The 18,623-nt window shown below is 62.0% G+C and carries 11 protein-coding genes and 1 pseudogene; 8 read left to right on the forward strand and 4 right to left on the reverse strand.

Annotated features, from left to right (window positions below; genetic code table 11):
- Nucleotides 1–9 precede the first annotated feature (9 nt).
- From msrA to aceE, 4 genes are all read right to left on the reverse strand, one after another.
- On the reverse strand, nucleotides 10–657 hold the full coding sequence (gene msrA / locus PSH80_RS02055) for a peptide-methionine (S)-S-oxide reductase MsrA (protein WP_057444633.1): 648 nt from the start codon (nucleotides 655–657) through the stop codon (nucleotides 10–12).
- Nucleotides 658–724: 67 nt separating this feature from the next.
- Nucleotides 725–3,415: a bifunctional diguanylate cyclase/phosphodiesterase gene (locus tag PSH80_RS02060; RefSeq protein WP_120731356.1), complete on the reverse strand. Its 2,691-nt coding sequence runs from the start codon at nucleotides 3,413–3,415 to the stop codon at nucleotides 725–727.
- 314 nt (nucleotides 3,416–3,729) lie between these two features.
- Nucleotides 3,730–5,376 (reverse strand): dihydrolipoyllysine-residue acetyltransferase, encoded by a 1,647-nt coding sequence (gene aceF / locus PSH80_RS02065; RefSeq protein ID WP_169989274.1) that lies wholly within the window; start codon nucleotides 5,374–5,376, stop codon nucleotides 3,730–3,732.
- Between the two features lie 11 nt (nucleotides 5,377–5,387).
- Nucleotides 5,388–8,033: a pyruvate dehydrogenase (acetyl-transferring), homodimeric type gene (aceE, locus tag PSH80_RS02070; protein WP_057958114.1), complete on the reverse strand. Its 2,646-nt coding sequence runs from the start codon at nucleotides 8,031–8,033 to the stop codon at nucleotides 5,388–5,390.
- Nucleotides 8,034–8,416: 383 nt separating this feature from the next.
- Here aceE and glnE point away from each other — a divergent pair.
- From glnE to PSH80_RS02110, 8 genes and pseudogenes are all read left to right on the forward strand, one after another.
- Nucleotides 8,417–11,359 (forward strand): annotated as a pseudogene (gene glnE / locus PSH80_RS02075) (bifunctional [glutamate--ammonia ligase]-adenylyl-L-tyrosine phosphorylase/[glutamate--ammonia-ligase] adenylyltransferase).
- 198 nt (nucleotides 11,360–11,557) lie between these two features.
- A complete protein-coding gene (gene waaF, locus PSH80_RS02080) occupies nucleotides 11,558–12,592 on the forward strand; it encodes a lipopolysaccharide heptosyltransferase II (protein WP_115127229.1) in 1,035 nt (344 codons plus the stop codon).
- A gap of 1 nt (nucleotide 12,593) precedes the next feature.
- A complete protein-coding gene (waaC, locus tag PSH80_RS02085; protein ID WP_057437702.1) occupies nucleotides 12,594–13,655 on the forward strand; it encodes a lipopolysaccharide heptosyltransferase I in 1,062 nt (353 codons plus the stop codon).
- On the forward strand, nucleotides 13,655–14,776 hold the full coding sequence (locus tag PSH80_RS02090) for a glycosyltransferase family 4 protein (RefSeq protein WP_115127231.1): 1,122 nt from the start codon (nucleotides 13,655–13,657) through the stop codon (nucleotides 14,774–14,776). The genes waaC and PSH80_RS02090 overlap by 1 nt, the downstream gene beginning before the upstream one ends.
- Nucleotides 14,776–15,582, forward strand: coding sequence for a lipopolysaccharide core heptose(I) kinase RfaP (gene rfaP / locus PSH80_RS02095; protein WP_057958118.1), 807 nt, complete (start codon nucleotides 14,776–14,778; stop codon nucleotides 15,580–15,582). Before PSH80_RS02090 ends, rfaP begins: the two co-directional genes overlap by 1 nt.
- On the forward strand, nucleotides 15,582–16,316 hold the full coding sequence (locus tag PSH80_RS02100; RefSeq protein ID WP_057958119.1) for a lipopolysaccharide kinase InaA family protein: 735 nt from the start codon (nucleotides 15,582–15,584) through the stop codon (nucleotides 16,314–16,316). Before rfaP ends, PSH80_RS02100 begins: the two co-directional genes overlap by 1 nt.
- The gene (locus tag PSH80_RS02105) at nucleotides 16,313–17,065 is read left to right on the forward strand and encodes a lipopolysaccharide kinase InaA family protein (protein ID WP_120731360.1); all 753 of its coding nucleotides are present in this window, start codon (nucleotides 16,313–16,315) and stop codon (nucleotides 17,063–17,065) included. Before PSH80_RS02100 ends, PSH80_RS02105 begins: the two co-directional genes overlap by 4 nt.
- Nucleotides 17,065–18,516 carry a lipopolysaccharide kinase InaA family protein gene (locus PSH80_RS02110; protein WP_120731362.1) on the forward strand — a complete coding sequence of 484 codons (1,452 nt, stop codon included), beginning with the start codon at nucleotides 17,065–17,067 and terminating at the stop codon, nucleotides 18,514–18,516. The genes PSH80_RS02105 and PSH80_RS02110 overlap by 1 nt, the downstream gene beginning before the upstream one ends.
- Nucleotides 18,517–18,623 lie beyond the last annotated feature (107 nt).

The raw sequence follows: 18,623 nt of genomic DNA on the forward strand, positions 1-18,623 counted from the left end.
CTTTTGACGTCAGATCGGGCAGGTCACGCCAGTACCGCCGATCCCGCAATAACCCTGGGGATTCTTCGCCAGGTACTGCTGGTGATAGGCCTCGGCGAAGTACACCGTGGGCGCCTCGTCGATTTCCGTGGTGATCTCGCCCAGGCCGGCCTTGGTCAGTTCTTCCTGATAGGCCTGTGCACTGGCCTTCGCAGCCTCCAGTTGCTCAGGCGTGGTCGCGTAGATCACCGAGCGATACTGGCTGCCAATGTCATTGCCCTGGCGCATGCCCTGGGTTGGGTTGTGCAGTTCCCAGAACATTTTCAACAGGTCTTCGTACTTGAGTTTGGCCTGGTCATACACCACCAGCACCACTTCGCTATGGCCGGTCAGGCCCGAGCAGACTTCTTCGTAGGTCGGGTTTGGTGTGAAGCCGCCGGCGTAGCCGACCACGGTGCTGACCACGCCGTCGCGCTGCCAGAATTTGCGTTCTGCGCCCCAGAAACAGCCGAGGCCAAAAATCGCAAACCCCACATCGTCCATAAACGGGCCCAGCAGCGGGTTGCCGTTGACGAAGTGCGTCTCGGGCAGATTCATCGGGGTTTCACGACCAGGCAGGGCTTGTTCGGCAGTAGGCAGCACGTTTTTATTCACCAGGATTTCCGAGCGCAAGACCATGATCAGTCCTCTCGTCAGGTTGAGTTAACAGTTCAGACCACCAGTGTGCCCGAGTGTTACAGCGCTGTCAGGCGATTGGCCCGCGTGGATAGCGTTTGAGCCTGTCCAGCAACTCGGAGCCGGGGATTGGCCGGTCGAACAGGTAGCCCTGGCCGACGTCGCAGCGATGGCGGCGCAGGAACGCCAGTTGCTCGGCAGTCTCGATGCCTTCGGCGACCACCTTGAGCTTGAGGTTGTGCGCCATGGCGATCACCGCCGAGGTGATTTCCATGTCGTCCTGGTTGTCCGGGATTTCATGGATAAAGCTGCGGTCGATCTTGATGATGTCGATGGGGAATTTCTTCAGGTAACTCAGGGACGAGTAGCCGGTGCCGAAATCATCCATGGCCAGGGTCAGGCCGAAACTCTTCAACTGATCCAGTTGCAGGCGCGTGTCCTCGGTGGCTTCCAGCAGCAGGCCCTCGGTCAGCTCCAGCTCCAGCAGGTTGGCCGGTAGCTGTTCTTCCTTGAGGATGCTGGCGATGGATGCCACCAGGTCCGGGTCGGAAAACTGCTTGGGCGACAGGTTGATCGCCACCTGCAAGTTGCCCATGCCCGCGGCGCTCAACTGCTTGCTCATGCGGCAGGCCTGGCGCGCGATCCATTTGCCGATGGGGATGATCAGGCCGGTCTCTTCGGCGACGCTGATGAACTGGTCCGGACGGATCATGCCCTTTTCCGGGTGGTTCCAGCGCAACAGCGCCTCCATGCCGAGCAGGCGCCCGCTGCGCAGGCACAGCTTGGGCTGGTAGAACACGTCCAGCTCGTTCTGGGTCAGGGCGCGGCGCAGATTGTTTTCCACGAACAGTTTGTAACTGGCCTCGGCATTCAGGGTTTCGGTAAACACCTGCACCTGGTGCTTGCCGTTGGCCTTGGCCTTGTGCAGCGCCAGGCCGGCGTTGCGCATCAGGGTCTGTGGGTCGCGGCCATGCAGCGGGGCGCAGGCCAGGCCCACGGAGCCGGTGACGCTGATCAACTGGTTGTCGACGAACATCGGTTTGTCGAGGGTCATCAACAACTGGCAGGCCATTTGCTGGCCGACTTCAAGGTCGGCGTTGTCGAGCAGCACCGCAAATTCGTTACTGGCAAAACGCGCCAGGCTGCCGCCGGCATTGAGGCTGTTGCGCAGGCGCCGGGCAAGGCTGATCAGCAACTTGTCGCCGGTCTGGTGGCCGAGGCTGTCGTTGATCCGCTTGAAGTTGTCGATATCCACCAGCAACAGGCTGATGGGCGCGTCGCTGTCGCGGGCGAAGCGTTCGTCGAGGTTGCGGATAAACGCCGGGCGGTTGCCCAGGTTGGTCAGGTTGTCGGTGTAGGCCAGGCGCTCGATACGCTGCTGGGCCAGCTTGGCCTGGGTGATGTCTTCGTAGATGCCGATGTAGTGGGTCAGTTCGCGGTTGTCGCCATACACTTTGGAAATCGACAGCTGGCCCCAGTACGGTTCGAGGTTTTTGCGCCGGCTCTTGAACTCGCCCTGCCAGCTGTTGCTTTGGGCCAGGCTGGAGGGCGCGTCGAACAGCAGTTCGCTGAGGTTTTCCAGGGCCGGCAACTGGGCCAGGCGATGGCCGTGGACTTCTTCGGTGCTGTACTGGGTGATTGCGGTAAAGCTGGGGTTGACGTACTCCACTACGCCGTCGCAATTGACCAGCAGGAAGGCGTTGGCACTTTGCTCCACGGCGCGCTGGAACAGATGCAGGGCGCTGGTGGCGGTGCGACGGTTGTGGTTGTTGATGACCTGGGCGAACTGGTCGGCCAATTCACCGGCAAAGGCAATTTCATCGGACAGCCAATCTCGGGTGCAAGTGCTTTGTTCCAGGCACAGCACGCCCACCACCTGGCCATCCACGCGGATACTGGCGTCGAGCATGGCGTGGACTTCCAGGGGGCGCAGGCTTTCGGCCATGTCCCGGGTGCGGGGATCGCGCAGGGCATTGCCGGCGTCGATGGCGCGGCTGCTTTGCAGGGCTTCCAGGTAGTCCGGGAAGCCGCTGGCATCAATCGGCAAGGGCAGATGGTGCTGCTGGTCGGCGCGGTGAAAAGCAGAAATCGGCACCAGTTGCTGGCCTTCGAGGTTCCAGATACTGGCGCAGTCGATCTGGTAGATATCGCAGGCACTGCGGGTGATCAGTTCGGCGGCTTCTTGCAGGGAATTGTTGGTGCTGTAGCGCTGGCGGGCCAGCAGCAGGATCAGCTCCTGCTGGGCGCGCACCCGCTCCAGGTGCTGTAACTGTTCCTGTTGTGCACGCTGGTTGAGCTCCAGGGCGATCTGCAGGCGGCTGTTCTGGTCCTCCAGGTCGGCGGTGGGCATCGGCGCCGGGTTGCTGAACAAGCCGTCTACCACCATCAGGTAGCCGCGTAGCAGGTGGCGATTGTGCTGCTTGTAGGCCTCGCCGACCTCCAGCAGGCTCAACTGGCCGTCGTTGGTGTGCAAGGTGTAGCGCACCAGGTAGTGGGGGCTGGCGGTCAGTTGCTGCTGGATCGCGTCATGCAACTGGTAGCGTGCCTGGGGCTCCATCAGGCTGGCGTAGGGCGAGCCGATCAGCGAGCACAGCTCTACGGCGGGCAAGCCGAATTGGCGTTCACAATTGGGGTCAAGGTACAGCAGCGCCCAGCTGGCCTCATTCAGCCGCTCGAAACGCAGCATACCGAGGCGCGAAGGCACCGGTAATTGCGTCACGACCTCGGCCGCCGTTCGGGCGACATCGGGTTGGCTTTTCATGGGGGAGCTCGCTTGGAAAAATGCGCATCGCGCTGGGCTATCGCCCTCTTTGTTGCTGTCTGCGGCAAGGTTGCATCATGCAGCACGGACTGACAAGAGAGGATGAAGGCTAAGTGCTATAAGTGGGTTATCGGCCGTGCAGCGGATTTCTACAGTCGCAATGATGGACGGTTATCCTGCGTGGTCTTTGTAGGCGCCTGGGCAATTGAGGCGGGCAAAAAAAGCCCCGCCAAGTTGGCGGGGTTGAGGTACGAGCGTGGCGCTCGGAAATCGTTGCAGCCAGGCCTCCCCGGTGAAGGGGAGGCCGCTGCCGTTTACAGCAGGATGGTGCGGATGTCGTTCAGCAACTGGCTCAGGCGCTGGGTGAAGCGTGCAGCGGCCGCGCCATTGATCACGCGGTGATCGTAGGACAGCGACAGTGGCAGCATCAGCTTCGGCTGGAAGGCCTTGCCGTCCCACACAGGCTGGATAGTGGCCTTGGAAACACCGAGGATCGCCACTTCCGGCGCGTTGACGATTGGCGTGAAGCCAGTGCCGCCAATGTGCCCGAGGCTGGAGATGGTGAAGCAGGCACCTTGCATGTCGTCCGGAGTCAGCTTCTTGTCGCGGGCCTTGGCAGCCAGTGCAGCCGCTTCGGCAGCCAGTTGCAGCAGGCTCTTCTGGTCGACGTTCTTGATGACCGGTACCAGCAGGCCATCCGGGGTGTCGACGGCGAAGCCGATGTGCACGTATTTCTTGCGAATGATCGCCTTGCCGCTTGGTGCCAGCGAACTGTTGAAGTCCGGCAGCTCCTTGAGCAGGTGCGCGCAGGCCTTGAGCAGCAGTGGCAGCACGGTCAGCTTGACGCCAGCCTTCTCGGCCACAGCTTTCTGCGCAACGCGGAAAGCTTCCAGGTCGGTGATGTCGGCCTGGTCGAACTGAGTCACATGCGGAATGTTCAGCCAGCTGGCGTGCAGACCGGCTGCGCCGATTTGCATCAGGCGCGTCATCGGCACTTCTTCGATTTCGCCGAAGCGGCTGAAGTCTACGGTGCGGATCGGCGGTATGCCCGAGCCACCGGTAGCAGCACCGGCAGCCGGAGCTTCCTTGGCTTTTTGCATCATGGACTTGACGTAGACCTGCACGTCTTCCTTGAGCACGCGACCATGTGGGCCGGTAGGGCTGACAGCGCTCAGCTCGACGCCGAATTCACGGGCCAGTTGACGCACGGCAGGGCCGGCGTGAGCCTTGGCACCACTTGGCGCAGGGGCAGCCGCCGGGGCCGGTGCGGCCTCGGCTTTTGCCGCAGGAGCCGGGGCGGCAGCAGCCGGTGCAGCTTCAGCTTTGGCGGCCGGAGCAGCAGCGGCAGGCGCCGGAGCAGCAGCAGGCGCAGCGCCTTGTACTTTCAGCTTGAGGATGAAGTCACCAGTGCCGACTTCGTCTTCGAGCTTGACCGCGATGCTTTCCACTACGCCGGCAGCCGGCGATGGGATTTCCATGGAGGCCTTGTCGGACTCCAGGGTGATCAGCGACTGGTCGGCTTCGACGGTGTCGCCGACTTTGACCAGCAGCTCGATGATCTTGGCCTTGCCCGACGAGCCGATGTCCGGGACGTGAATGTCCTGGACAGTGGCAGCGGCCGGAGCTGCGGCCGGGGCAGCAGGCGCCTCGGCAGCAGCAGGTTTTTCGGCGGCTGGTGCCGGTGCAGCAGCGGCAGCAGGCGCCGCCGCCGGGGCCGCATCAGCGGCACCTTCGATTTCCAGCTCCAGCAGTTCGTCGCCTTCTTTCAGGCGGTCGCCCAGCTTCACTTTCAGGCTCTTGACCACGCCGGCCTTGGGAGCAGGGATTTCCATGCTCGCCTTGTCCGACTCCAGGGTCAGGATGCTCTGGTCGGCTTCGACGGTGTCGCCGACCTTTACAAACAGCTCGATTACTTCACCTTCACCGCTGCCGATGTCAGGTACGCGAATGAGTTCGCTCACAAAAAGTCTCCTCAGCAGTCCAGTGGGTTGCGTTTTTCCGGGTTGATCCCGAACTTGACGATGGCGTCAGCCACCACCTTGGGTTCGATCTCACCACGGTCAGCCAAGGCTTCCAGGGCTGCCAACACCACAAAGTGACGGTCGACTTCGAAGAAGTGACGCAGCTTCTTGCGGCTGTCACTGCGGCCGAAACCATCGGTGCCCAGGACTTTGAATTCCTTGGACGGGACCCACTGGCGAATTTGTTCAGCAAACAGTTTCATGTAGTCGGTAGAGGCGATAACCGGCCCCTTACGGCCAGCCAGGCACTCTTCGACGTAGCTCAGCGCAGGCTTCTGGCCTGGGTGCAGGCGGTTGCTGCGCTCTACGGCCAGGCCGTCGCGACGCAGTTCGTTGAAGCTGGTAACGCTCCACACATCAGCGCCGACGTTGAACTCTTCACGCAGGATCTTCGCCGCTTCACGCACTTCGCGCAGGATGGTGCCGGAGCCCATCAGTTGCACGTGGTGTGCCGCTTCCTTGGTGTCTTCTTCGAGCAGGTACATGCCCTTGATGATGCCTTCTTCAACACCGGCCGGCATGGCAGGTTGCTGGTAGGACTCGTTCATCACGGTGATGTAGTAGAAAACGTCCTGCTGCTCTTCGGTCATCTTCTTCATGCCGTCCTGGATGATCACCGCCAGCTCGTAGCCGTAGGTTGGATCAAAGGTGCGGCAGTTCGGGATGGTGGCAGCCAGGATGTGGCTGTGACCGTCTTCGTGTTGCAGGCCTTCGCCGTTCAGCGTGGTGCGCCCGGCGGTACCGCCGATCAGGAAACCACGGGTACGGCTGTCGCCTGCTGCCCAAGCCAGGTCGCCAATGCGCTGGAAGCCGAACATCGAGTAGAAGATGTAGAACGGCAGCATCGGCTGGTTGTGGCTGGAGTACGAAGTACCGGCAGCGATGAAGGAGCTCATGGCGCCCGCTTCGTTGATGCCTTCTTCGAGGATCTGGCCCTTCTTGTCTTCCTTGTAGAACATCACCTGGTCTTTATCGACTGGCTCGTAGAGCTGGCCGACGGAGGAGTAGATGCCCAACTGGCGGAACATGCCTTCCATACCGAAGGTACGGGCTTCGTCCGGGATGATAGGGACGATGCGCGGGCCGATTTCCTTGTCCTTGACCAGCTGCGCGAGGATCCGCACAAAGGCCATGGTGGTGGAGATTTCACGGTCGCCCGAACCGTCAAGGATTGCCTTGAGGGTGCTGAGGTCCGGCGTCGGTACGCTGAAGCTCTGTGCGCGGCGCTGTGGTACGAAACCGCCCAGTGCAGTGCGACGCTCGCTGAGGTAGCGGGCTTCGGCGCTGTTTGGCTCGGGCTTGAAGAACGGCAGGTTCTCCAGCTCTTCGTCCTTGACCGGAATGTCGAAGCGGTCGCGGAACAACTTCAGGCTGTCGACATCGACTTTCTTGGTGTTGTGCGCGGTGTTCTTCGCTTCGCCGGCACCGGTGCCATAACCCTTGATGGTCTTGGCCAGGATGACGGTTGGTTGTTCTTTGTGGTTGACCGCTTCGTGGTACGCCGCGTAGACCTTGTACGGGTCGTGGCCGCCACGGTTGAGTTTCCAGATCTCGTCGTCGGACAGGTCGGCAACCATCGCCTTGAGTTCAGGCGTGTTGAAGAAGTGTTCACGTACGAACGCGCCGTCTTTGGCTTTGTAGTTCTGGTACTCGCCGTCGATGACTTCGTCCATGCGGCGTTGCAGGATACCGTCGACGTCCTTGGCCAGCAGTGGGTCCCAGAAACGGCCCCAGATGACTTTGGTTACGTTCCACTGGGCACCGCGGAACACGCCTTCGAGTTCCTGGATGATCTTGCCGTTGCCGCGAACCGGGCCGTCGAGGCGCTGCAGGTTGCAGTTGATGACGAAGATCAGGTTGTCCAGCTTCTCGCGGCCGGCCAGGGAGATGGCGCCCAGGGATTCCGGCTCGTCGCACTCGCCGTCGCCCAGGAAACACCAGACCTTCTGCTTGCCTTCGGGGATGAAGCCACGGGCTTCCAGGTACTTCATGAAACGTGCCTGGTAGATCGCCTGGATCGGGCCCAGACCCATGGATACGGTCGGGAACTGCCAGAAGTCAGGCATCAGCCAAGGGTGCGGGTACGACGACAGGCCGCCACCGTCGACTTCCTGGCGGAAGTTGTTCATCTGGTCTTCGGTGATGCGACCTTCCATGAACGCACGGGCGTAGACGCCTGGCGAGGTGTGACCCTGGAAGTAGATCAGGTCGCCGCCGTGTTCTTCGGTCGGGGCCTGGAAGAAGTAGTTGAAGCCAATGTCATACAGGGTTGCGCTGGAAGCGAAGCTGGAGATGTGACCGCCCAGGTCAGAATCTTTCAAGTTCGTGCGCATAACCATCGCCATCGCGTTCCAGCGTACCAGCGAGCGAATGCGGCGTTCCATGAACAGGTCGCCAGGCATGCGTGCTTCGTGGGTAACGGGGATGGTGTTGCGGTATGGCGTGGTGATGGCGTAGGGCAGTTGCGAGCCGCTGCGGGTCGCGAGTTCGCCCATACGGGTCATCAGGTAGTGAGCACGGTCTTCGCCTTCTTTGTCGAGAACCGATTCCAGGGCGTCCAGCCATTCCTGGGTTTCGACGGGATCGAGGTCTTGCATGGCTTGCTCCAGGGCGGAAAGGCTACCAGAATCGGTTGCCTGAAGTTTGCGACTGGCCTTGTGGGCAGACGACATAAATTCTTGGATGGCCGAAGGTTGCTTCGGCGTCCTGTAGTTTTACTACAAATCGTCGGCCATTTCAGCCTTTCGAATGTATATACGAGTAGTAAAACTACACAAGACCGAGGTGGTTGCTCGGTCTGGCTGGTGAGCATAATCGTTATTGTTGATCTTTTGCGAACAAGAAAAGGTAGAAGTTTAATGTTGCCTGCCAAAATTAATGATTTTTCAGCTATTTCTAACTTTTGTTCGACAGTCCTTCATCGAGCGTGGTTCTTGCGTTCACAGCCACTCGCCATTCACGCGCCGATCAAGGATAGACCATGAGCCTTCCAACGCTGGTTGAACTCCCAGCCGTTCTGTTGCCATTTGCCAACCGGGCCGAGCAGTCATTTCGTGACGCGGCGGCCATGCTGGATGCCGATCATGGCCTGTCTGCGTGGACGCCGCAACGTTGGGCCGACTTCGCCCGGGTGTGTGCCGCCAGCGATTTTGTGATTGAACAGAGTGTTCGTGACCCTTTGATGTTGCTTGAGCTGGTGGCCTGGGGCGAGCTGGACCGCGGCTTTGCGCCTGATGAGCTGTGTGGGCAGATTGCCGCAGCCGTGCAACAGGCTGAAACAGAAGATGAGCTGGGGCGTGTGCTGCGTCGCCAGCGCACCCGCCAGCAAGTGCGGATCATCTGGCGCGACCTGACCCGACAGGCGGACCTGGTACAGACCTGCCGCGACCTGTCGGACATGGCCGACGCCAGCATCGACCAGGCTTACCAGTGGCTGTACCAGCGCCACTGCGCGCAATTCGGCACCCCCATCGGCGGGCGCAGCGGCGAGCCGCAGCAGATGGTCATCCTCGGCATGGGCAAGCTGGGTGCGGTGGAACTGAACCTGTCGTCGGACATCGACCTGATCTTCGCCTACCCCGAAGGCGGCGAGACCGTGGGCGCCAAGCGGGCCCTCGACAACCAGGAGTTCTTTATCCGTCTGGGCCAGAAGCTGATCAAGGCCCTGGACCCGATGACTGTCGACGGCTTTGTGTTCCGGGTCGATATGCGCCTGCGGCCCTACGGCTCCGCCGGGGCGCTGGTGTTGAGCTTCAACGCATTGGAGCAGTACTACCAGGAGACCAGGGCCGCGACTGGGAACGCTACGCGATGATCAAGGCGCGGGTGGTGGCCGGCGACCAGGTGGCCGGCGCGCAACTGCTCGACCTGCTGCGCCCGTTTGTCTATCGGCGTTACCTGGACTTTTCTGCGATCGAAGCGCTGCGCACCATGAAGCAGTTTGATCCAGCAGGAAGTGCGGCGCAAGGGCATGGCTGACAACATCAAGCTGGGGGCTGGCGGCATCCGCGAGGTGGAGTTTATCGCCCAGGCGTTCCAGCTGATTCACGGTGGCCGCGACCTCAGCCTGCAACAACGGCCGCTGCTGAAGGTGCTGGGCACCCTGGAAGGCCAGGGCTACCTGCCGCCGGCGGTGATTGCCGAGTTGCGTGCCGGCTATGAGTTCCTGCGCTACACCGAGCATGCGATCCAGGCCATTGCCGATCGCCAGACGCAAATGCTTCCCAACACGGACGAGGACCAGGCGCGCATTGCCTTTATGTTGGGTTTTGCCAACTGGACGGCGTTCCATGAACAGTTGATGTATTGGCGTGGCCGGGTGGACTGGCATTTCCGCCAGGTGATTGCCGATCCGGACGAAGAGGAGGGGGTGGAAAGCGAATTGGTGGTGGGTGGCGAGTGGCTGCCCTTGTGGGAAGAATCCCAAAATGAGGAGGCCGCCTGTCGCCAATTGGCCGAAGGCGGCTTTGCCGACGCGCCCAAGGCCTTGAAAGCCTTGGCCAGCCTGCGCGGCAGCCCGCAATTGCGCGCGATGCAGCGCCTGGGGCGTGAGCGTCTGGATGCGTTTATCCCGCGCCTGCTGGCCCAGGCTGTCGAACATGCCAACCCGGACCTGGTGCTGGAGCGTGTGCTGCCGTTGGTAGAGGCCGTCGCGCGGCGTTCTGCTTATCTGGTGCTGTTGACGGAAAACCCTGACGCCTTGCGTCGGTTGTTGACCCTGTGCGCCGCCAGCCCGTGGATTGCCGAGCAGATCACCCGCTTCCCGCTGCTGCTGGACGAATTGCTTAACGAAGGCCGCCTGTTCAAACCGCCCTTGGCGCCGGAACTGGCCGCCGAACTGCGCGAGCGCCTCACACGCATCCCTGAGGATGACCTTGAGCAGCAAATGGAAGCCCTGCGCCACTTCAAGCTGGCGCACCGGTTGCGGGTCGCGGCCTCGGAAATCGCTGGCAGCCTGCCGCTGATGAAGGTCAGCGACTACCTGACCTGGCTCGCCGAGGCGATTCTGGAGCAGGTGCTGGCCCTGGCCTGGCGCCAGACCGTGGCCCGCCACGGTACGCCGCAACGCCTGGACGGTACCTTGTGCGACCCCGGATTTATCATCGTCGGTTATGGCAAGGTCGGCGGTATCGAACTGGGACATGGCTCGGACCTGGACCTGGTGTTTATCCACGACGGTGACCCCCAGGCCGAAACCGACGGCGCCAAGCCGATTGATGGCGCGCAGTTCTTTACCCGCCTGGGCCAGCGGATCATTCACCTGCTGGCCACCCAGACCAACTCCGGGCAATTGTACGAAGTGGATATGCGCCTGCGACCTTCTGGCGCATCCGGCCTGCTGGTCAGCTCCCTGGGGGCATTTGCCCGTTATCAGGAAAACGAGGCCTGGACCTGGGAGCATCAAGCCCTGGTGCGCGCGCGCGTGCTGGTCGGCAGCCAGGACGTGGGCCGGGCGTTTGAGGCCGTACGGGCGCGGGTACTGGGGCGCACGCAGGACCTGGCGAAGCTGCGCCAGGAGGTCAGCGAGATGCGCACCAAGATGCGTGACAACCTGGGCACCAAGTCGACCGCAGCCGGCACCGCGGCGAATGCCTTCGAGCCCACGGCGCTGTTCGATCTCAAGCAGGACGCAGGAGGTATCGTCGATATTGAATTTATGGTGCAATACGCCGCTTTGGCGTGGTCTGCGCAACATCCATTGCTGCTGCGCTATACCGACAATATCCGCATCCTGGAAGGCTTGGAGCAGGTCGGGCTGATGCCCGCCGCCGATGCCCACCTGTTGCGCGAGGTGTATAAGGCCTACCGCTCGGCAGCCCATCGCCAGGCCTTGCAGAACGAGGCGGGTGTGGTGGCCGGGGATCAGTTTGCCGACGAACGGCGGCAGGTGAAACGGATCTGGCAAGAACTGGGGTTAAGCTAAAACACTACGGCGACCCCAATTGAATGTGGAGACCGGCTTTAGGTGGAAGCGGGCTGGCCGGCGATGCAGGCGCTGCGGTCTGGCTGACAGCACGCGGTGATGCTATCGCGGGCCAGCCCGCTCCCACACAAACCGTGACCTACAGTAATTATCGAGGCGGGGAGGCATGAGCCTCCCCGAATCGTTTGTGGAAACTACATGAATATTCTGATCGTTGGGCCCAGTTGGGTCGGTGACATGGTAATGGCGCAGACACTGTTCCAGTGCCTGAAACAGCGTCATCCCGACTGCCAAATCGACGTGCTCGCCCCCGAGTGGAGCCGGCCGATCCTGGAGCGCATGCCCGAGGTACGGCAGGCCTTGAGCTTCCCGCTCGGCCATGGCGCGCTGGAGCTGGCGACCCGGCGGCGGATCGGCAAGTCTCTGGCCGGCCAGTACGACCAGGCGATCCTGCTGCCCAACTCGATGAAGTCGGCCCTGGTGCCGTTCTTCGCCGGCATCCCCAAGCGTACCGGCTGGCGCGGTGAGTTCCGCTATGGCTTGCTCAATGACGTGCGCAAGCTCGACAAGGCCCGCTACCCGCTGATGATCGAGCGCTTCATGGCCCTGGCCTATGCGCCCAATGCCGAGTTGCCGACGCCGTATCCACGGCCGAGCCTGCTCATCGACCCGGTCACCCGCGACGCGGCCCTGGCCAAGTTCGGCCTGAGCCTCGATCGGCCGGTGCTGGCGCTGTGCCCAGGCGCCGAGTTTGGCGAGTCCAAGCGCTGGCCGTCGGAGCATTACGCCAAGGTCGCCGAGCTGAAAATCCGCGAAGGTTGGCAAGTCTGGCTGTTTGGCTCGAAAAACGATCACTCGGTGGGCGAGGATATCCGCCAGCGCCTGATCCCCGGCCTGCGCGAAGAAGCGGTCAATCTCAGTGGCGATACGTCATTGGCCGAGGCCATCGACCTGCTGTCCTGCGCCGACTCGGTGGTGTCCAACGACTCCGGCCTGATGCACGTGGCCGCCGCGCTGAACCGCCCGCTGGTGGCGGTGTACGGCTCCACCTCGCCGGGCTTTACCCCGCCATTGGCCGACAAGGTCGAAGTGGTGCGCCTGGGCCTCGATTGCAGCCCGTGCTTTGACCGCACCTGCCGTTTCGGCCACTACAATTGCCTGCGCCAGTTGCTGCCCGATGCGGTAGCCGAAGCCTTGCAGCGTTTGCAGGGCAACGTGGTCGAGGTTCATTGAGTTGCGGGTACTGGTAATCAAGACCTCATCCCTGGGCGATGTGATCCACGCCTTGCCGGCATTGACCGACGCGGCCCGGGCGATCCCGGGGATTCGCTTTGACTGGGTGGTGGAAGAAGGCTTCGCCGAAATCCCCACCTGGCACCCGGCGGTGGACAAGGTGATCCCCGTGGCGATTCGCCGCTGGCGCAAGAACCTCTGGCAGACCTTCAAGAGTGGCGAGTGGCGCCGCTTCAAGAAGCAGATCCAGTCGACTAAATACGACCTGGTAATCGACGCCCAGGGCCTGCTTAAAAGCGCCTGGCTGACCCGCTATGTGCGGGCGCCGGTGGCGGGCTTTGACAGAGATTCAGCTCGCGAACCCATTGCTGCGCGCTTCTATTCCCGGCGCCTGGCGGTTGCTCGTGGCCAGCATGCGGTGGAGCGCTTGCGCCAGCTGTTCGCCGTGGCCCTGGGCTATGACCTGCCCAAAGGCCTTGGGGATTACGGCCTGAGCACTGAGAAACTGCTCGGCCTGCCGCCTAAGAAGCCTTTTGTGCTGCTGCTGCACGGCACCACCTGGGACACCAAGCACTGGCCCGAAGCCTACTGGCGCGAGCTGGCCGAGCGCATGGGCAGCCTGGGAGTGGATGTGAAACTGCCGTGGGGCAATGCCGCCGAAAAAGCCCGCGCCGAACGCCTGGCCCAGGGCCTGGCCAATGCCGAAGTCTTGCCCAAGCTGAACCTGGCCGGTGTGGCGCGGGTATTGGCCGGCGCCAGGGCCTGTGTGGCGGTGGATACCGGCCTCGGGCACCTGGCCGCTGCGCTGGATGTGCCGACGATCTCCCTGTTCGGCCCGACCAACCCGGGCCTGACCGGTGCCTATGGCAAGGCGCAGATTCATCTGGGCAGCGATTTCCCCTGCGCGCCCTGCCTGCAAAAGAAATGCACCTACCAACCGAGCGCTGAAGACCAGCGCCGGTTTGATCTCAAGCGCGAGTGGCCACTGTGCTTTACTCGCCTGAACCCTGAGCGTGTGGCCAGCCGACTGAGCACGTTGTTATTGGCTGAGGAGCTGCACTGATGCAACTGGCATTTGTACTGTACAAATATTTCCCCTTTGGTGGCTTGCAGCGCGACTTCATGCGCATCGCCCTGGAGTGTCAGCAGCGCGGTCACCAGATTCGTGTGTACACCTTGATCTGGGAAGGCGACGTGCCACCCGGTTTTGAAGTGCTGGTGGCGCCGGTCAAGGCGTTCTTCAACCATCGGCGCAACGAGAAGTTGACCGCCTGGATGCAGGCCGACCTGGCCAAACGCCCGGTGGACCGCTTGATCGGCTTCAACAAAATGCCCGGCCTGGATGTGTACTACGCGGCAGACGGCTGTTTTGAGGACAAGGCACAGAACCTGCGGCATTCGCTGTATCGCAGCTTTGGCCGCTACCGGCACTTTGCCGAGTACGAGCGCGCGGTGTTTGCCAAGGAGGCCAAGACCCAAGTGCTGATGATCTCCGAGGTCCAGCAGCCGCTGTTTATCAAACACTACGACACGCCGCTGGCGCGCTTCCACCTGCTGCCACCGGGCATCGCCCAGGACCGTCGGGCGCCGCCGAATGCGGCCGAGATCCGCGCCGGCTTCCGTGCCGAATTCAACCTCGCGGACGACGATCTGCTGCTGGTGCAGATCGGTTCGGGCTTCAAGACCAAGGGCGTGGACCGCAGCCTCAAGGCGCTGGCCGCACTGCCGCCAGACCTGAAGAAGCGCACCCGCCTGTTTGTAATTGGCCAGGACGACCCCAAAGTATTCCAATTGCAGAGTGCTACCCTGGGCCTGGGCGACAATGTGCAGTTCCTCAAGGGGCGCAGTGATATCCCGCGTTTCCTGCTGGGCGCCGACCTGTTGATTCACCCGGCGTACAACGAAAACACCGGGACCGTGCTGCTCGAAGCCCTGGTGGCCGGGTTGCCGGTACTGGTCACAGCGGTGTGTGGTTATGCCCATTACATCAGCGAAGCTGATTGCGGGCGTGTGCTGGACGAGCCTTTCGAACAGGCCCAGCTCAACCAGTACCTGGCCGGGATGCTCAGTGATCAGCAGCAACGTGCGGCCTGGAGCCGCAATGGTCTGGCCTTCGCCGAGACGGCCGACCTCTATAGCATGCCGCAGCACGCTGCGGATGTAATTCTGGCGGAGCAACACTGATGAAGTTGATTCTTGCCGAACCGTTCAAGAGCCTTTGGGCCGGGCGCGATGCGTTCGCCGAAGTCGAGCTGTTGGAGGGTGAGGTTTACCGTGAACTGGAAGCCCGTCGCACCTTGCGCACCGAGGTGGATGGACGCGGCTACTTTGTGAAAATCCACCGTGGCATCGGCTGGGGTGAAATTTTCAAGAACCTGTTCACCGCCAAACTGCCGGTGCTGGGCGCCGGGCAGGAGTGGCAGGCAATCCAGCGCCTGCATGAAGTGGGCGTACCGACCATGACCGCCGTGGCCTACGGCGAGCGCGGCGCCAACCCGGCCGACCAGCATTCCTTTATTGTCACCCAAGAGCTGGCGCCGACCATCAGCCTGGAAGACTTGAGCATGGACTGGCTCAAGCAGCCACCCGAGCCGCGTCTCAAGCGCGCGCTGATTGCCGAAGTGGCCCGCATGACCGGGATGATGCATCGCGCTGGCGTCAACCATCGTGACTGCTACATCTGCCACTTCCTGCTGCACACCGACAAACCGGTGACGGCCGATGACTTCAAACTGTCGGTGATCGACCTGCACCGTGCCCAAGTGCGCCCGCGCATCAGTCAGCGCTGGCGCAACAAGGATTTGGCGGCCCTGTATTTCTCGATCCTGGATATCGGCCTGACCCGCCGCGACAAGTTGCGCTTCCTCAAAGGCTACTTCCAGCAACCCCTGCGCCAGATCCTGGCCGAGGAAGGCGCGCTGCTGCAGTGGCTGGAGCGCAAGGCCAGCAAGCTCTATGACCGTAAAGTCCGGTACGGAGGTGCGCTCTGATGGCGGGTTGGAACCTGGAACCTGCTTACTCGGAGCTTGTGGACGATTTTGGTAGCCTCGATGCGGTGTTTGCCCTGCAAGGCGAGCGGCTGACCCGTGATCCGCTGTCCGAAGTCATTCGTGTGCAGCGCGGCGGGGTCAACTATTACGTCAAGCGCTACACCGGCGCCGGCAAGGGGTTGCGGCGTTACCTGGGCAAGCCACGGGTCAAGTCCGAATGGCAGAACCTCAAGCGCTTCGCCAAGTGGGGCATTCCCACGGCCGAAGTCGTGGCCTGGGGCCTGGAGCGCAAGGGCCTGGCCTATGATCGTGGGGCGATGATCACCCGCGAGTTGCCCCGCACCGAAGACCTGGCGGCCCTGGCTGAACGCAAGGATCCGCAATTGTCCGACCCGGTATGGGTCGACAAGGTCAGCCGCCAGCTCGCCGAATACACCCGGACCATGCACGACCACCGGTTTACCCACAACGATTTGAAGTGGCGCAACCTGTTGATCGACGACCAGCAGACCCTGTACCTGATCGACTGCCCCAACGGCGACTTCTGGCGCGGGTTCTGGCTCAAGTACCGGATCACCAAGGACCTGGCGTGCCTGGACAAGGTTGCCAAATACCACTTGTCGGCCACCCAGCGCCTACGCTTCTACATGCAATATTGTCGGCGCAAGCACCTGAATACGTCGGATAAACAGCGGATTCGCCATGTGCTGAAGTTTTTCGAGGGACGCGAATGAATGACTTCCTGGCAACTGAAGATCGGGCCTTGCTGGAGCGCAATGGCCTGGCTGACTTCGACGCCCTGTGGGCTAGGCAACTGGACGCAGTGGATGAGCCCAACACCAGTCGCGGCGGCTGGAGCAGTGTGTTCCGCCTGGAACTCGAAGGCCGTGGCTATTACCTCAAGCGCCAGAGCAACTACCTGACGCGCACCCTGCATCGGCCCTTTGGCGAGCCGACCTTTGCCCGTGAGTTTCGCAATATCAGCCGCTATCGGCAGAAGGCGATCCCGGCCTTGCAGGCCGCTTTTTATGGCGAGCGCAAGGTTGCCGGCGAATACCGCGCCTTGCTGCTGACCCGCGCGCTGGATGGCTGGAATGACCTGGACTCACTGCTCGAGCAGTGGCCGGCCCTGAGTGCCGCCCAGCACCACGCGATCCTCGTGGCTTGCGGCCAATTGGCGCGCAAGCTCCATGGCGTCGGCCAGGTGCATGGCTGTTTTTACCCCAAACATATCTTCCTGCAGGCCACCGGCGACGGTTACGCAGCGCAGTTGATCGACCTGGAAAAAACCCGGCCGCTGTTGCTGGGCCGGCGTGATCGGGTCAAAGACCTTGAGCCATTGCTGCGCCGTGCTGGCGCATGGACGGCAGCGCAGGTGCGGCAATTCCTGGCGGCCTACCTCGACCAGCCGGAGGACAGTTCGCTGGTGGATACCTGGGCGCAGTACCTGGCGGGGCGGCGCAGTCACAAGGAGGCCCGCTGATGCGGTTGTCTGAGCTCAAAAACGCCGGGCGTACGCCCACGTTGCCCTTGAGTATTGAGTTGGCGGATGCAGCGGGCCCTGGGCAGTTGCAACTGCTGAGCCTGTTGCGGGTGTTGCCCGGCCAGCGTTATGTGGGCGCGGCCATCTGGCGTGGCCGGCCGGTGCTGGCCAAGTTGCTGGTGGGTAGCAACGCCGCGCGACATTTCCAGCGCGAACTCCAGGGCGTGCGCCTGCTCGCCGAGCAAGGCCTCACTACCCCGCTGTTGCTCGCCGACGGCCTGCAAGACGGTGAGGGTGGCTGGCTGCTGTTCGAGTTTCTGGAAGGGGCCCAAAGCCTGGCCGACGCCTGGGCGGCAGTCGAAGCCTTGCCGCCCTTGGCCGATGAGCAACAGGCGGTACTGGCCGAAGCGCTGGGTGCGATTGCCCAGATGCACGCCAAGGGTTTGTGGCAGGAAGATCTGCACCTGGACAACTTGATGCGTCAGGCTGACAAGCTGTATTTGATCGACGGGGGGGGGATCTGCGTCGAACAGGCGGGTAAACCCCTGTCACGTAACCGGGTGCTGGAAAACCTCGGGGTGTTTTTTGCCCAGTTACCGAGCGACCTCGAACCGTTTACCGAAGAATTACTGGTGCACTACCTGTTAAGCAACGGCGAGCACGCGTTGCCCCTGGAAGCCTTGCAAAAACAGGTGCGCAAAGTGCGCGCCTGGCGCCTGAAAGACTTCATGGGCAAGATTGGCCGTGAGTGCACCTTGTTCAGCGTAGTGCGCGGGGCCTTTGGGCTGCGCGCCATCCGGCGTGAAGAAGAAGCTACCCTGCTGCCGGTACTGGCAAACGTCGATAGGCTTGTCGACCAGGGCCAAATGTACAAGGCCGGCGCCTCGGCCACGGTGGCCGGGGTTGATGCTGCGGGTCGAGCGCTGGTGATCAAGCGCTACAACATCAAGGGTTTTATGCACTGGCTCAGGCGCTTCTGGAGGCCCAGCCGCGCCTGGCACGCCTGGAGCGAAGGCAACCGCCTGACATTCCTGGGGATTGCCACGCCCAAGCCCCTGGCGCTTCTGGAGCGACGCTTTTTCTGGCTGCGCAGCCGGGCTTATCTGGTCACCGAGCACCTGTCCGGGCCCGACCTGATCGAACACCTGGCCCCTTACGTGGACAGCGGCGAGGTGCCCGAGCCTGAGCTATTGGCCCTGGATCGCCTGTTTGGCGAGCTGATTCGCGAGCGGATCAGCCATGGCGACTTCAAGGGGCGCAACCTGTTCTGGCAAGGAGGGCGTTGGGTGCTGATTGATCTGGATTCGATGTGTCAGCATGGCTCGCTGAGCAGCTTCGCACCGGCGTTTGCCAAGGACCGTGCGCGGTTTATGCGCAACTGGCCGGTTGATAGTGCTTTGTATCGTGTGATTGATCAGCGCTTGCCCAAGGTGAGCGAGTTAGTTGGGTGATCCGCGTGAGGCCGTCATAAGTCGTAGCGATTTCTTCAGGTCTGGGAAATCACAGTGTTTTCGAAGGCAAGGGGCATTACTTAATATTTTGATTAAGTAGTGCTCTG

The organism is Pseudomonas sp. FP818 (assembly GCF_030687335.1).
Classification (GTDB): domain Bacteria; phylum Pseudomonadota; class Gammaproteobacteria; order Pseudomonadales; family Pseudomonadaceae; genus Aquipseudomonas; species Aquipseudomonas shahriarae.